The organism is Microbulbifer sp. S227A (assembly GCF_049800935.1).
The window spans coordinates 228,055-241,014 of record NZ_JBNAFZ010000002.1 but is presented as its reverse complement, the minus strand read 5'-3'; the positions used below and the strand labels follow the sequence as shown (position 1 = coordinate 241,014).

Genomic DNA, 12,960 nt, shown 5'->3' with positions numbered 1-12,960 from the left:
CACGGAGTCGCGCTATGATTGGCATAATCGGTATCGTCACGATCTTTGGGATGGTGTTCGGCGGTTATCTTCTTGCGGGCGGCAAGATGGGGATCATCCTCAAGACCTTGCCGTTTGAAATGATCATGATCGGTGGCGCGGCTGTCGGTGCGTTCCTGATCAGCAACGACATGGCTGCGATCAAACACACCGCCAAGGATGTTGCCAAGGTCTTCAAGGGGCCGAAATGGAAGCCACAGGACTATAGTGATCTGCTCTGCCTGTTGTTTGAACTGATCCGGATCGCCCGACAGAATCCGGTCGACGTGGAGCAGCATATCGAAGACCCGGAGAGCTCGGCGATTTTTTCGAAATACCCGAAAATTCAAGCTGATGGCGAAGCGGTGAACCTCATTTGCGACACCATGCGCTCTGCATCGATGAACTATGACGACCCGCACCAGGTCGAAGAAGTGCTGGACAAGCGAATGGAGGCCAATCTTCACCATGCCCTGCATTCCAGCCATGCCTTGCAAACTGTCGCCGACGGTCTGCCGGCTCTGGGGATCGTGGCGGCGGTTCTGGGGGTGATCAAGACGATGGGCTCGATCGATCAGCCGCCGGAAGTGCTGGGCAAGCTGATCGGCGGCGCGTTGGTGGGTACGTTCCTCGGTGTTTTCCTGGCCTATGGCCTGGTTGGCCCCTTTGCGGCGCGGGTCAAGACAGTGGTGGAAGAGGACAATCATTTCTATCTGCTGATCCGCGAGGTCCTGATTGCAAACCTTCACAACCACGCCGCGGCGATCTGTATCGAAGTGGGGCGCCAGAATACGCCATCGCATTGCCGCCCTGATTTCACCGAGCTGGAACAGGCGCTCAAGGCCGTCAAGCAGGATGCCGCATGATCCGGATCGCTTTGGTTTCCGTGCTTCTGCACTTGGCGGCACCGGTCGTTTGGGCTCAGCCCGTGCCGGTCCAATCGGGCGAGCATGAAACCTTTTCCCGTCTCGTCTTCAGGCTTCAGAGCGGCACCGACTGGTCGATCAATCGCCTTGACCATCAGGCGCAGATCAATGTGGCACAGCCGGATATCGAGTTCGATCTGAGCCAGGTTTTTGACAAAATCCCACGTAAACGATTGATCGGAGTGTCGCAAAAGGAAAAGGGCGCGCCGTTGGATCTGGCGCTGAGTTGCAATTGCGAAGTCGAAGGATTCGTACAATCGGGCAGCTATCTGGTTATCGATATTCGCGATGCCAAGACACCAGCGTTTCGCTTTGGCCCCGGATCCTTGCCGCGAGACCTTGCGGCCTACAGATTTCAACTTGGAGAAGGCGTGGCGCTACCGGATCGACGGATAGCCCTGGACGAAAGGCGCAATGAAACCGTGACTTCGGCCGGCACCAAGCAGCCGGCTCTTGGCGTTGCCACCGCAACCAATCTGCCAGAGCAACGCTTGCTCGCGCAGATTCAGCGGGCTGCGTTGCAAGGATTGCTCACGCCGGTCGTCGAACTGAAGCCACAGGATGCGCCGCCTCCGTCGGTCGAGACGCAGCCTGCCGTCGCCCCGGCGCGGAGTGAGAGTAACATGGCAATGATGACCGTGATCGACCGGGATCTTGCGACGGTTGCCGGCGCGTTGAATCAGTTGGCTCCGGCGCATGAGTGCCTGTCAGACGATCTCGTTTCCGTACCGAGCTGGGCGGATGAACGGCCATTTTCCGACCAGATTGGCGCGCTGCGTGCAGAGTTGTTTGGAGAGTTTGACCAGCCAGATGCCGAAATCGCCACTGACCTGGCCAAGACATATATCCATTTTGGGTTCGGTGCCGAAGCCAAGGCCGTTCTTGACCTGATCGCGGATCCCGATCATGGGGCCGACGTTTTCCCGGTCCTGGCGGATATCATGGATGCCCACCCGGTGAAGGCTGCCAATCCACTGCGTGGGCAATCTTCGTGCTCCGCCAATCATGCGCTTTGGTCGGCGCTCGCGGGTCCCGTCCAAAAGGAAGAGATTGAAGGGGAAGCCGTGTTACAGGGCTTTGTCCATCTGCCACGCCATCTGCGCCAACAGCTCGGGCCGAGACTTGGGCGTCAATTCAATGCCTTGGGGGATCATGACCTCGCTGGCGCGATCCTGCGTGCGATTGATCGCAGCACGGATTCGAGTGGCCCCGCGCATGATCTGGCCGAAGCCGAGATCGAGGATGCGCAAGGCAACACCGAAGCGGCGGTTGCCAGGATCGAAACCGTTGTGGCTTCGGATTCGGATGTGTCACCCGAGGCGCTGATCAAGCTTGTGGATCTGCACTATGCCGAGGGAAAGGCCTTGCAGCCTGACATGCCCGAACTTGCCGCCAGCTACGCCGCAGAACACCGCATGGGGGACATGGGGCCAGAACTTCGCCGGGTGCATGCAATGTCGCTGGCCATGACCCGTCGCTTCGATCAGGCCTTCGAGGTTCTGGAAATGATCTCCGATGAGGAAATGGCGCGCGCCGCGTTGCATCCGGTGCTGCAACTCTTGACAGAGAATGCGGATGACGTGACATTCCTGACCTTTGCTTTGCCCGTGGGTCAGGCCGGGGCAGGTACGCTCGCTGCACCGCTGGAAACCAGGTTGGCCAAGCGCTTGCTTGACCTTGGCTTTCCAGAACAGGCATTTGCAATCCTTGAGCAGGGAAAGTCGCGCAACCTGTCTGTTGCGGATCGGTTGCTGCGTGCGGAAATCGCGCTGGCCAACGAACTGCCCCATCGGGCTATGATCGAGGTGTTGAATGTCAGCACTCCAGAAGCCGCCGACATCCGGGCGCGGGCCATGCGGGCGAATGGCGATTATGAAACTGCCGGGCAGGTGCTGCTCGAGGCGGAGCGCCCCGAAATCGCGGCGCGAAACCTATGGTTGGGCGAGGCATGGGACAGGTCGGCCGATACTCAGGAGCCTCGCTACGGGCGTCTTGCCCAGTTGTCGTCGCAACTGGCCGGGCAAGTCGAACCCGAGGGCGCGCTGCCGCCATTGGCAAGCGCGAGATCGCTGCTGGATGAAAGCGTAAGCGCGCGCTCGGGCATCGACGAGATTCTGGGTGTGCTGCAAGTCACCGATACAGCCGAGTAACGCCGAACCGCTGCGAAGCCTGGCCGCTCGGCGAATTAAGATGCGCGATAACCGAATCTCAATACGCTGTGCCTAGCGTCGGATGCGTGAAGAAACCACGCTGGGAAGGGGCAGAATGCCTGATTACCCTATGAATTCGCGGCGCATCGCAACGTGCCGGTTTTGGGCCCATGTGCCCCTGATGTTGATCGCCTTGCTTTGGACCGGCTGGCTGTCAGGGTCGGCGGGTGCAGCCCAGGGCGCGGCGGTTACCGCACAGCTTTGTGATCGTGCCGCGCAGCTTGCCGCACGGTCGCGCGACGTGCCTTATGATGTGTTGCAAGCCATTTCACGCGCTGAGACCGGACGCACGGCCGATGGGCGACTCGAACCCTGGCCATGGACCGTCAACATGGAGGGGGCCGGCAAATGGTTCGCCACCGAGGATGAGGCCCGCGCCTATGTGTTCCGCCATTTCAAACGGGGCGCGCGCAGCTTTGATGTCGGGTGTTTCCAGGTGAACTACAAATGGCACGGTGCCGCATTTCGATCGATTGACGATATGTTCGATCCGGTGATGAACGCGGACTATGCGGCAAAGTTCCTGCGAGAACTGTTTCTGGAGTTTGGAGATTGGTCCGCCGCCGCTGGTGCATATCACTCGCGAACCCAGAAACACGCCAGAACCTATGCCGCCCGTTTCGACCGGATCCGCTCGGAAACTGCGGGTGAGATGCGGCCCGTGGCCGATAGAACCACAGCGACGCAGGCCCCGGCATCGGTCTTTGCCAGTGGTGCGCCGGCACCGCTGATATCCGGTGGGACCGCGCGGCTCGGATCGCTTGTCCCGATCTCGGGTGCGGGCGTGCGCTCATTCGTGTTGCTCAACTAAGGTTGCCGTGATGCCGAAATTCTCGACCAACGACATTTTCAACCCCACCGTCCTTCTGGCGCTGGCGCTGATGGCCGTGATCGTCATGATGATCCTGCCGATGCCAGCCTGGGTGCTGGATGTAGGGCTGGCCGCCTCTTTCGGGCTCGCTATCCTGATCTTTACGGTCACGTTGTTCATCGAACGCCCACTGGATTTTTCCGCCTTTCCGACGATATTGCTGGCATCGTTGATGTTGCGCCTGTCGTTGAACGTGTCATCGACCAAGCTGATCATCGGGCAAGGGCATACCGGGCCGAATGCCGCCGGTGACGTGATCGAGGGCTTTGCGCAATTTGTCATGGGCGGCAGCGTGTTCCTCGGGCTGGTTGTGTTCGGCGTCCTGTTGATCGTGAATTTCATGGTGATCACCAAGGGGGCCGCGCGCATGGCCGAGGTCGGCGCGAGGTTCGCGCTTGATGGCATGCCGGGCAAGCAGCTGGCCATCGACAGTGACATGTCGGCGGGTGCGATCAATCATACCGAGGCCCGCGAACGGCGTGAACGGGAACAGCAGGAGACCACCTTTTTCGGGTCGCTCGACGGCGCGTCGAAATTCGTCAAAGGTGATGCAATTGCCGGCCTCCTTATCACGTTGCTCAACCTCGTGATGGGGCTCGTGATGGGGGTTGTCGTACACCAGATGCCGATTGGTTCGGCATTCGAAACCTATGCGATCCTGACGGTTGGCGACGGGTTGGTGTCGCAAATCCCGGCGGTGATCATCTCGATCGCATCCGCCCTGTTGCTGGCGCGGGGTGGCAATCGCGGGGCCACCGATCTTGCGATGTTCGACCAGCTTGGCAAACATCCCGCGGCCCTGGCGACGGTTGCCGTGCTGATGTCCCTGTTTGCCCTCGTACCCGGATTGCCGTTTTTGCCATTCATGGCGGGGGGCAGCATTCTCGGATTTGCCGCCTATGCCATGCATCGGCGCGCGCGGGCGGGTGACACGGATGATGAGCCGGTCGACAGTCCGGAACCCGCACGCAAGGCATTGGGCGATGTGCTCGATCTTGACGATGTTCACCTGGAGTTTGCGCCCGATCTTGTCAGCATGGTGCTTGATCCGGGGACCGGGCTTGATACGCGGATCGGGAACATGCGCACCCATGTGGCCACGGTTTTTGGCTTGATCCTGCCTGACATCCGGTTGACGGACCAACCGGAGTTGCCGGTCGGAACCTATGTGATCCGGGTGCAAGGGGTCGAGCAGGCGCGCGGCGCGCTGCATCCGGACCTCGTTCTGGCGCTCATGCCCGAGGATCAGCAATCGCTGCCCAAAGGCACCGATGTCACCGAGCCGGTCTATGGGGCGCCGGCGCGCTGGATTGCCCCGAAGGACCAAGAATCCGCCGCCCTGGTGGGCGCAACCATCGTCTGCCCGCCGGAAATTCTCGCAACGCATCTGCTCGAGGTGATCAAGCAGAATTTCGCGCGTCTGCTGACGCTCAAGTCCTTGCGGCGTCTGCTGAATGAAATGACAATGCTGTCCGATCCGGGGCGCGCCGAGGCCAATCGCAAGCTGCTGGACGAGATCATTCCAGACAAGGTGCCGATCGACACGCTGCACGCGGTTCTGCGCCTGTTGCTCGAGGAGCGCGTTTCGATCCGCAACATGCCGCTGATCCTCGAATCGATCGCCGAAGCCCGCCTGAGCACGACCCAGCCCGAAGCGATCTGCGAGCATGTGCGCCAACGCATGGGCTTTCAGCTGGTGTCGGAGTTGAAGCGGGACGATGGCAGCATCCCCCTCGTGCAACTCGCCCCGGAATGGGAGGACACGTTCCTGACCTACCAGGTCGAAACCAAGCAGGGGGGGCTGGACATCGCGCTGCCGCCGGAATTGTTCAACAAGCTGGCTGACGGGGTGTCCGAACGGCTGAGCCAGACCTCGCACCAGGGGCTGTTTCCCGCCGTTGTCACCTCGACCCGGCGACGCCGGTTCCTGCGCACCATCCTCAAGGCGCGGGGCATTGCCAATCCGGTGCTGTCCTTTGAGGAAATCGGCCTTGAGGCCCGCCCCGCCCTGGTCGGAATGGTCGCGGCGTGATCGCCGCGCTGACCGACCTGTTGCCGCTGTTGTCGGCGACGCTCTGGCACGGGATCGTGGTGTTCCTGCGGATGTCGGCGATGGTCACCGTGTTGCCTGCATTTGGTGAGACTGCGGTGCCGATGCGCGTCAAGCTGGGCATCGCCATCGCCTTTACCATGATCATCATGCCCGCCGTGCCGGTCCAGCCGGCTCCGCCCGATCCGCTGGTGCTGGCCCGGTTCACCCTGACCGAGGTTGTCGTCGGGCTGGCGCTTGGCCTTGGAGTGCGGCTTTTTGTGTTGGCCTTGCACACCGCCGGGTCCATCGCCGCCCAGTCAACTTCGTTGTCGCAGATTCTTGGCGGGGCCGCGGTCGAGCCGATTCCTGCGATGGGCTACGTGATGGTCGTTGGCGGGTTGGCGCTTGCGGTGATGGCCGGTCTGCATGTGCGTGCGGCCGAGTTGATGATCTATTCCTACCAGGTGTTTCCCGCAGGTGGTTTCATCCCCGGCCGTGACCTGTCGGCCTGGGGCGTAGGCCGGATCTCGCAGGCCTTCTCGCTTGCGTTCATGCTGGCGGCACCGTTCGTCATCACATCTGTGCTCTACAACCTCACGCTGGGCGTCATCAACCGGGCGATGCCGCAATTGATGGTGGCCTTTGTCGGCGCGCCGGTGATCACGCTTGGCGGCATTTTCATGCTGTTTCTCTGCACCCCGATCCTGCTGTCGGTCTGGGTCGAAGCGCTGATGATGTTCATGGCGGACCCGTTGGGGCCCGCGCAATGAGCGGCGATCAGCAGGAAGAGGCGGAAAAGTCCCACGAGGCGACGCCGCAAAAGCTCCAGAAAGCGCGCGAAAAGGGTGAGGTCGCCAAATCCAATGATCTGTTGGTGGCGGCCTCGTATGCGGGGTTGTTGCTGGCGGGGATGGCGGTTGGGGCCGGATCGCTGCACACGCTGGGCACGGCGCTGATGGTGTTGCTGGATCAACCGGATCGCCTCGGGACGCTGATGCTTGAAGGACCGGCGAGCGCGCCGGTCGGTGGCTTGCTGATGACGCTCGGCAAGGCCCTGGCACCGTGGTTCCTGATCCCGGCTTCGCTTGTCTTGCTGGCGGTTCTGGCACAGCGTGCCTTTGTGGTTGCCCCGTCCAAGATCAAGCCCAAACTGTCGCGCATTTCGATCATTGCAAACGCAAAGAACAAGTTCGGGCGCTCGGGGCTCTTTGAATTCTTCAAGAGCTTTTGCAAGCTTGTCCTCTACTCGGTCTGTCTCGGCCTGTTTCTCGACTGGCGGCTGACTGACATCGTAGCGATCACCGGCACCAGCGCGATGATCGCGGTGTCGCAGCTGTTGCAGCTTTGTATCGAATTCCTGTTCCTGGTTCTGGTGATCGCCCTTGCGATCGGCGGGGTCGACGCGGTTTGGCAACACAAGGAACACCTGCGCAAGAACATGATGTCGCGCAAGGAGATCACCGACGAATCCAAGGAGGCCGAGGGCGATCCGCACATGAAGCAGCAGCGTCGCCAGCGGGGTCAGGAAATCGCCATGAACCGGATGATGTCGGATGTGCCGACGGCGGATGTGGTGATCGTCAACCCGACCCATTACGCGGTTGCCCTCAAATGGAGCCGCAAGCCCGGTGCCGCGCCGATCTGTGTCGCCAAGGGGGTCGACGAAGTCGCGGCCCGCATCCGGGAAACCGCCCAGGCATCAAGCGTGCCGATCCATTCGGACCCGCCGACCGCGCGCGCGCTGCATGCGACGGTCGATCTGGGGCAGGAAATTGCCGAGGAACATTACATGGCCGTTGCGGCCGCCATTCGGTTCGCCGAACAGATGCGTCAACGGGCGCGCGGAGGGATTGGATGAAGCGGGACAAGCTGGCACAGATGTCACAGGTGACCGAAGCGATGTACCTTGCGGAATACCGCAAGGTTCAGACGCTGTTGCAGGAAGAGTCGCGGATACGCGGGGCGCTCGCGCAGCTTGATGCGCAGGCCGAGGCCGAGCGGTCTGCGCTGGCGGCCGACATGCCGATGCAGACCATCGGTGCCGACCTGCTGTGGCAGGCGTGGCTGGTGCGTAGCCGCAAGCAGCTCAATATCGAGCTGTCGCAGGTGCTGGCCCGCAAATCGGTGGTGATGGATCGCATTCGTCAGGCGTTTGGCCGGCGCAACGCGGTGCAAGACATGCATGCCAGGGCGGTGGCCGATCACGCCGCGGAACGACGCAAGGCGCAGCTTGAACGTTTGCTGCAGGATCATGGCGACAGTTGAGGCCAGCACCGGTTCGGGCTGACCTCGCGCGGCTCATCAGATGGCTCTGGGGGCCACGCTGAGCGCGGCTGCGGCTCAGTTGTCCTGGCGTGCGATGTCGGTGATCAGCACGCTGGCAACGTCATCGCCCAGTTCTTTATGGGCCACGTCCGCGAGCGACTGCCGCAGCACGTCGAGCTTTCCGGGCCGGGTGAACGCCCCGTCGAATCCGCCCATGTTGGCATGGTCGAAGAGAACACGCAGGAACAGGTCCCGAAGCTTGGGTTCGCGCTCGAACACCCGCTCTCGCGCGCCGGCCTGGGTTTCGAGGCTGAGCGACATGACCACAAGCGACGCCACCCGGTCAGACTGTACGACGGGCACCACGAACTGGTTGTTCAACTTGACGAATTCGGTTGGCTGGATGTCCTCCTCGTGCTCTTTCGGATCCGCTTTTTCGGCTTCGGCGTCGTCGTGCACGGGTTCGGGGGCCATGAAATGGCCCGCCGCGATTCCGGCACCGGCGCCGATGAGCAAGAGCAGCAAGGGTAGTATCTTGAGCATTGCGTCTCTCTCTTTAGAACGGCAGAACCGTGTCGAGGATTTGTTGCCCGTAGCGCGGCTGTTGCACGTCGGTGATCTGTCCGCGCCCACCATAAGACACGCGGGCCGACGCGATCTTGTCATAGGTGATCTCGTTCTGGCGCGAGATATCCTCGGGCCGCACATATCCGGTCACCAGCAACTCGCGCAGCTCGAAATTGACCCGCAATTCCTGGGACCCGGAAATGGCCAGAACGCCGTTGGGCAGGACATCGATGATGGTCGCGGCGATGCGCAGGGTCAGTTTTTCCTTGCGTTTGACCGAGCCCTTGCCCTGTGTCGCGCTGGTCGAGCCAAGCCCGACCGCATCGGCCATCGACGCGCCCTCAGGCAGCTTTTCGTCCAGCCGCTGTGGCAGGCCCAGCAGGTTCGGCACCTCCATCGTTTCCTCGCCGCTGCGCGAACGGGCGGTGTCATTGCTGATCTCGGCCTTTTCATCGATCTCGATGACAACCGTCATGATGTCGCCCTTGCGCACGGCCCGCCGGTCACCAAGCAATGATTGCGGCGTGGCGCTCCAGAGCGAGGATCGGTCCACCGTGCGGTGGGGCTGGGTCTGGAGCGGCAGCCCCGGCATCAGCATCGCCACATGTTCGGTGGTCTCGGTGTTCTCGGAAAACGAAGGCGGCTTGCCCAGGTGGTCCATGCGCCCGCAGGCGGAAACGAGGATCAGCCCGGAACAGGCGAGCAACCCGGTAAATTTCTTTGGTTTCATCAGTATACCTCGATGCTGCCGTCGCTTTGAATGCGTCCGGTCACGGTTGTGCGCGATGATAGGTTCATCGCCCGGATGGTTTCTCCGACGGCGCCCCGGCCCAGCGAGCGCCCCTCGGTCATGATCCGCAGCGGACCCTGGACAAAAACCAGCGTCACGATGTCGTTGCGGCTGACGATGGCGGGCGGGCCGACATCGCGGGCGCGTACCGGGCGGCCCGGATATAGCGCCACCCGCGCCTCCTGACCGATCAACTCGTGCGGATCGGTCAGCGCCCCGGCGACCGAGGCATCCTTGGTGACGAAATCCGCCGCGCCGATGATCTCCTTGGCCCGGATGGTACGCACAGGCACCAGGATCTCGGCCCCGAGATCGGGGGCCGCCAGCATCAGGATGGCAAGGATCAGCCGTTTCATCATCGCACCTGGGTGGTCGCGCCCATCATCTGGTCGGCTGCCGAGATGACCTTGGCGTTCATTTCATAGCCACGCTGCGCCTCGATCAATTCGGTGACCTCGCGCACGGCGTCGACGGAACTGGCCTCCAGGTACCCCTGGCGCAAGGTGCCGAGCCCATCTTCGCCCGGGGTCGACACCAGCGCAGGCCCGGAGGCTTCGGTTTCAAGAAAGAGGTTGCTGCCGATCGCTTCCAGCCCCTTGGCGTTCGAAAAACCCGCGATGGACAATTGGCCCAGCAGCTGCCCTTCCGCGGCGTCGTCGAAATAGGCGTAAACCTCGCCCGCGGCGTTAATCGAAATGCTGCGCGCATCCGTGGGGATGACAATTTCCGGCGCGACCGCATGGCCGTCGGACGTTACGATCACGCCCTCGGCCGAACGCTTCAGGCTGCCGTCCCGCGTATAGGCGGAATTGCCGTTGGGCAGCGTCAGTTCAAGATATCCCTTGCCCTCGATCGCCACGTCCAGATCGTTACCTGTGGCCTCGAGCGCGCCCTGTGCAAGATGCACGGTCACCGAACTTGGCCGCACGCCCAGGCCCAGCTGGATGCCGGTCGGCAAAACGGTTCCGTCCGAGGCATTGACGGTCCCGGCGCGCGACACCTGCTGATAATGCAGGTCGGAAAACTCGGCGCGGCGGGCATTGTAGCCGGTCGTGTTCATGTTCGCGAGGTTGTTGGAAATCGTTTCGACGCGCAGCTGCTGTGCGCTCATCCCGGTGGCAGCAATCTTCAAGGCCCGCATCAGGCTCTCCTTTGTTCAGTTCACTTGATCAGCGTCTTGACCGCATTGCGGATGCGCTGGTCTTCGGTTTCCAGAAAGCTCTGCCCCATTTCATAGGCGCGCTGGACTTCGATCATGCGCGAGACCTGCAGAATCGGGTTGACGTTCGATCCCTCGACAAAGCCTTGCAGGACTGTCGCGTTCGCGGCGGGCTCGACCCCGCCCTCCGCGCGAAAGCGCACGCCGTCTTCGCGCACCAGCCCGAGCGGGTCGGTCGGCTGAACCAGCCCGATCTCGCCCAACAGGCGGCCATCCGCGCTCAGCGTGCCATCGGCAGCGACGCTGATCCCCTTGGCATCGGGCGGGATAAAGACCGGAGCACCGCCTGCATCAAGCACGCGATAGCCATCCATCGTCACCAGATCGCCATCGGCATTTGGAGAAAAGCTGCCCGCCCGGGTCAAGCGTTCGCCCGCCGGGGTTTCGATCAGAAAGAAGCCGTCTCCCTCGATCGCGAAATCAAAGCTGCCATTGGTCTGGGTCAGCGCGCCCTGTTCATGCGAGGTGTTGCGAATGCGCGCCCGGCTCATCGACAGCGAGGACTGGTCCTCGCGGGCCTGGACATATTCGGAAAAGACCAGACCTTCCTGCCGATACCCGCTGGTTGCGGCATTGGCGATGTTGTTGGCGATGATCCGCATCTCGTTCATCAGCCCGGATTGGCGGGAAAGGGTTACGTATCCGGCGGCTTCCATCAGCTACCTCCAATAATCAGCGGGATGATCTGCCCGTCAAAGAATGACACGAGCGTCTGGGTCATGAAGCCCATCGACAGCCAGAACACGACGACGATCGCCGCGAGCTTGGGCACGAAGGTCAGCGTCATTTCCTGGATCGAGGTCAGCGCCTGGAACAGGCCGATGATCAGCCCGGTGACCAGCGCCACGGTCAGGATCGGGATCGAAATCGTGACACCGATCCACAGCCCCTGCCGCAACGTGTCGAAAAAGACGCCTTCACTCAGCATGTCAGACCGGCATTCTCAGGATTTCCTGGTAGGCTTCGACCACCTTGTTGCGCACGGTGATGGCGGTTTCCACGGCCAGTTCCGTCTGCGCCAGCGCCTGAACCAGCGCATGGGGGTCGGCATCGCCCGCCATTGAGGCCATGGCGGTGGTTTCGCCTTGCTGCATCGTTGCGGCGAAATCCTGGAACGCGGATTTCAGTTGTGCCCCGGCCCCGCCCTCCGGGTCGGGTTGGGTCGCGGGACGGGCCGCGCCATAATTCTGCACGGCTGACAGGCTGCGAATATCCATTCTGGAACTCCTTTACTTGCGCAACAAATCCATCAGCCCGGCGGACATCTGCCGGGTCTGATCGAACATTTTCAGGTTAGCTTCGTAGCTTCGCTGCGCCTCGCGGGCGTCGGCGATTTCGAGCATCAGGTCGACATTCGAGCCGTCGTAGTGGCCCGTTTCATCCGCCATCGGGTGGGCCGGATCGAACACCCGGTCCAGCGCGGATTTGTCAAGCTGGACGCGCCCGACCGTGAGCAGCTCGGTATCTTCGGGGCCACGGGTCGTTTCAAAGGCGACCGACTTGCGGCGATAGCCGGGCGTGTCGGCATTGGAAATATTCTCGGACACGTGACGCAGCCGGGTGGCCTGGGCCTTGAGTGCGTGGGCCGAAACCGAAAGGGCGTTGGAAAACTCGCTCATCCGTCAATCCTCCTCACGCGCGGCCAAGGCTGGTGCGCAGCACCGTGAGGGCGGATTTGTAGATGGCAAGGGCGCGGTCATGCTCGCGCTTGATCTCGACGCCCTTCATCATCTCGAGTTCGACAGAGACCGAGTTTCCGTTGGGGTCGGTGGGCGATTCGCTTTCAAAGCTGGGGCGGCCGCTGCTGCCATCCTGTGCGTTCAAATGGCCCGCACGGCTTGCCCGCATCCCGCTTGCCGCTTCGCCGTCAAAGACCTGCGCAAAGCTGTGCATGTCGCGCGCCTTGTAGCCGGGCGTATCGGCGTTGGCGATGTTCTGCGCCACCAGCGCCTGGCGTTCTCCGGCATGTGTTGCCATGGCGTGCGCAGCTTTAAAGACGTTCAACCCTTGGAACATCGGGGCTTCTCCCTCGATCAATTTCAATCAAGGCTTAACCCTGATT

Annotated in this window: 16 protein-coding genes; 7 read left to right on the top strand and 9 right to left on the bottom strand. The window is 61.8% G+C overall.

The annotated features are described in order from the left end of the window. Nucleotides 1-14 precede the first annotated feature (14 nt). From motA to ACP15R_RS05965, 7 genes are all read left to right on the top strand, one after another. Complete coding sequence (gene motA / locus ACP15R_RS05995; RefSeq protein ID WP_424985485.1) at nucleotides 15-884, top strand: flagellar motor stator protein MotA; 870 nt, start codon at nucleotides 15-17, stop codon at nucleotides 882-884. Then, on the top strand, nucleotides 881-3,094 hold the full coding sequence (locus ACP15R_RS05990; RefSeq protein ID WP_424985484.1) for a tetratricopeptide repeat protein: 2,214 nt from the start codon (nucleotides 881-883) through the stop codon (nucleotides 3,092-3,094). Before motA ends, ACP15R_RS05990 begins: the two co-directional genes overlap by 4 nt. Before the next feature lie 115 nt (nucleotides 3,095-3,209). Next, on the top strand, nucleotides 3,210-3,965 hold the full coding sequence (locus ACP15R_RS05985; protein ID WP_424985483.1) for a transglycosylase SLT domain-containing protein: 756 nt from the start codon (nucleotides 3,210-3,212) through the stop codon (nucleotides 3,963-3,965). 10 nt (nucleotides 3,966-3,975) lie between these two features. After that, nucleotides 3,976-6,057: a flagellar biosynthesis protein FlhA gene (gene flhA / locus ACP15R_RS05980; RefSeq protein WP_424985482.1), complete on the top strand. Its 2,082-nt coding sequence runs from the start codon at nucleotides 3,976-3,978 to the stop codon at nucleotides 6,055-6,057. After that, nucleotides 6,054-6,827, top strand: coding sequence for a flagellar biosynthetic protein FliR (locus ACP15R_RS05975; protein WP_424985481.1), 774 nt, complete (start codon nucleotides 6,054-6,056; stop codon nucleotides 6,825-6,827). The genes flhA and ACP15R_RS05975 overlap by 4 nt, the downstream gene beginning before the upstream one ends. Further along, nucleotides 6,824-7,915, top strand: coding sequence for an EscU/YscU/HrcU family type III secretion system export apparatus switch protein (locus tag ACP15R_RS05970; protein WP_424985480.1), 1,092 nt, complete (start codon nucleotides 6,824-6,826; stop codon nucleotides 7,913-7,915). Before ACP15R_RS05975 ends, ACP15R_RS05970 begins: the two co-directional genes overlap by 4 nt. Then, nucleotides 7,912-8,322, top strand: coding sequence for a hypothetical protein (locus ACP15R_RS05965; protein ID WP_424985479.1), 411 nt, complete (start codon nucleotides 7,912-7,914; stop codon nucleotides 8,320-8,322). Before ACP15R_RS05970 ends, ACP15R_RS05965 begins: the two co-directional genes overlap by 4 nt. Nucleotides 8,323-8,397: 75 nt before the next feature. On the opposite strand, the gene ACP15R_RS05960 is transcribed toward ACP15R_RS05965, so the two are convergent. Genes ACP15R_RS05960 through ACP15R_RS05920 form a run of 9 tightly spaced genes read right to left on the bottom strand, consistent with a single transcriptional unit; the run spans nucleotide 8,398 to nucleotide 12,914 of the window. Beyond that, on the bottom strand, nucleotides 8,398-8,865 hold the full coding sequence (locus ACP15R_RS05960) for a hypothetical protein (protein WP_424985478.1): 468 nt from the start codon (nucleotides 8,863-8,865) through the stop codon (nucleotides 8,398-8,400). A 13-nt stretch (nucleotides 8,866-8,878) separates the two neighbouring features. Beyond that, on the bottom strand, nucleotides 8,879-9,619 hold the full coding sequence (gene flgH, locus ACP15R_RS05955; RefSeq protein ID WP_424985477.1) for a flagellar basal body L-ring protein FlgH: 741 nt from the start codon (nucleotides 9,617-9,619) through the stop codon (nucleotides 8,879-8,881). Next, nucleotides 9,619-10,035: a flagellar basal body P-ring formation chaperone FlgA gene (gene flgA / locus ACP15R_RS05950; protein WP_424985476.1), complete on the bottom strand. Its 417-nt coding sequence runs from the start codon at nucleotides 10,033-10,035 to the stop codon at nucleotides 9,619-9,621. The genes flgH and flgA overlap by 1 nt, the downstream gene beginning before the upstream one ends. Beyond that, a complete protein-coding gene (gene flgG / locus ACP15R_RS05945; protein ID WP_424985475.1) occupies nucleotides 10,035-10,820 on the bottom strand; it encodes a flagellar basal-body rod protein FlgG in 786 nt (261 codons plus the stop codon). The genes flgA and flgG overlap by 1 nt, the downstream gene beginning before the upstream one ends. Nucleotides 10,821-10,840: 20 nt before the next feature. After that, a complete protein-coding gene (locus ACP15R_RS05940; protein ID WP_424985474.1) occupies nucleotides 10,841-11,554 on the bottom strand; it encodes a flagellar hook-basal body complex protein in 714 nt (237 codons plus the stop codon). Further along, nucleotides 11,554-11,826 (bottom strand): flagellar biosynthetic protein FliQ, encoded by a 273-nt coding sequence (locus ACP15R_RS05935; protein ID WP_424985473.1) that lies wholly within the window; start codon nucleotides 11,824-11,826, stop codon nucleotides 11,554-11,556. Before ACP15R_RS05935 ends, ACP15R_RS05940 begins: the two co-directional genes overlap by 1 nt. A gap of 1 nt (nucleotide 11,827) precedes the next feature. Then, nucleotides 11,828-12,115: a flagellar hook-basal body complex protein FliE gene (gene fliE, locus ACP15R_RS05930; protein WP_424985472.1), complete on the bottom strand. Its 288-nt coding sequence runs from the start codon at nucleotides 12,113-12,115 to the stop codon at nucleotides 11,828-11,830. 12 nt (nucleotides 12,116-12,127) lie between these two features. Beyond that, entirely contained in the window at nucleotides 12,128-12,517 is a 390-nt protein-coding gene (gene flgC / locus ACP15R_RS05925; protein WP_424985471.1) for a flagellar basal body rod protein FlgC, read from the bottom strand. Between the two features lie 13 nt (nucleotides 12,518-12,530). Beyond that, a complete protein-coding gene (locus ACP15R_RS05920; protein ID WP_424985470.1) occupies nucleotides 12,531-12,914 on the bottom strand; it encodes a FlgB family protein in 384 nt (127 codons plus the stop codon). Nucleotides 12,915-12,960 lie beyond the last annotated feature (46 nt).

Coding starts and splice junctions, on each gene's coding strand:
- motA (WP_424985485.1), top strand. CDS start 15: ATGATTGGCATAATCGGTATCGTCACGATCTTTGGGATGGTGTTCGGC.
- ACP15R_RS05990 (WP_424985484.1), top strand. CDS start 881: ATGATCCGGATCGCTTTGGTTTCCGTGCTTCTGCACTTGGCGGCACCG.
- ACP15R_RS05985 (WP_424985483.1), top strand. CDS start 3,210: ATGCCTGATTACCCTATGAATTCGCGGCGCATCGCAACGTGCCGGTTT.
- flhA (WP_424985482.1), top strand. CDS start 3,976: ATGCCGAAATTCTCGACCAACGACATTTTCAACCCCACCGTCCTTCTG.
- ACP15R_RS05970 (WP_424985480.1), top strand. CDS start 6,824: ATGAGCGGCGATCAGCAGGAAGAGGCGGAAAAGTCCCACGAGGCGACG.
- ACP15R_RS05965 (WP_424985479.1), top strand. CDS start 7,912: ATGAAGCGGGACAAGCTGGCACAGATGTCACAGGTGACCGAAGCGATG.
- ACP15R_RS05960 (WP_424985478.1), bottom strand. CDS start 8,865: ATGCTCAAGATACTACCCTTGCTGCTCTTGCTCATCGGCGCCGGTGCC.
- flgH (WP_424985477.1), bottom strand. CDS start 9,619: ATGAAACCAAAGAAATTTACCGGGTTGCTCGCCTGTTCCGGGCTGATC.
- flgA (WP_424985476.1), bottom strand. CDS start 10,035: ATGAAACGGCTGATCCTTGCCATCCTGATGCTGGCGGCCCCCGATCTC.
- flgG (WP_424985475.1), bottom strand. CDS start 10,820: ATGCGGGCCTTGAAGATTGCTGCCACCGGGATGAGCGCACAGCAGCTG.
- ACP15R_RS05940 (WP_424985474.1), bottom strand. CDS start 11,554: ATGGAAGCCGCCGGATACGTAACCCTTTCCCGCCAATCCGGGCTGATG.
- ACP15R_RS05935 (WP_424985473.1), bottom strand. CDS start 11,826: ATGCTGAGTGAAGGCGTCTTTTTCGACACGTTGCGGCAGGGGCTGTGG.
- fliE (WP_424985472.1), bottom strand. CDS start 12,115: ATGGATATTCGCAGCCTGTCAGCCGTGCAGAATTATGGCGCGGCCCGT.
- flgC (WP_424985471.1), bottom strand. CDS start 12,517: ATGAGCGAGTTTTCCAACGCCCTTTCGGTTTCGGCCCACGCACTCAAG.
- ACP15R_RS05920 (WP_424985470.1), bottom strand. CDS start 12,914: ATGTTCCAAGGGTTGAACGTCTTTAAAGCTGCGCACGCCATGGCAACA.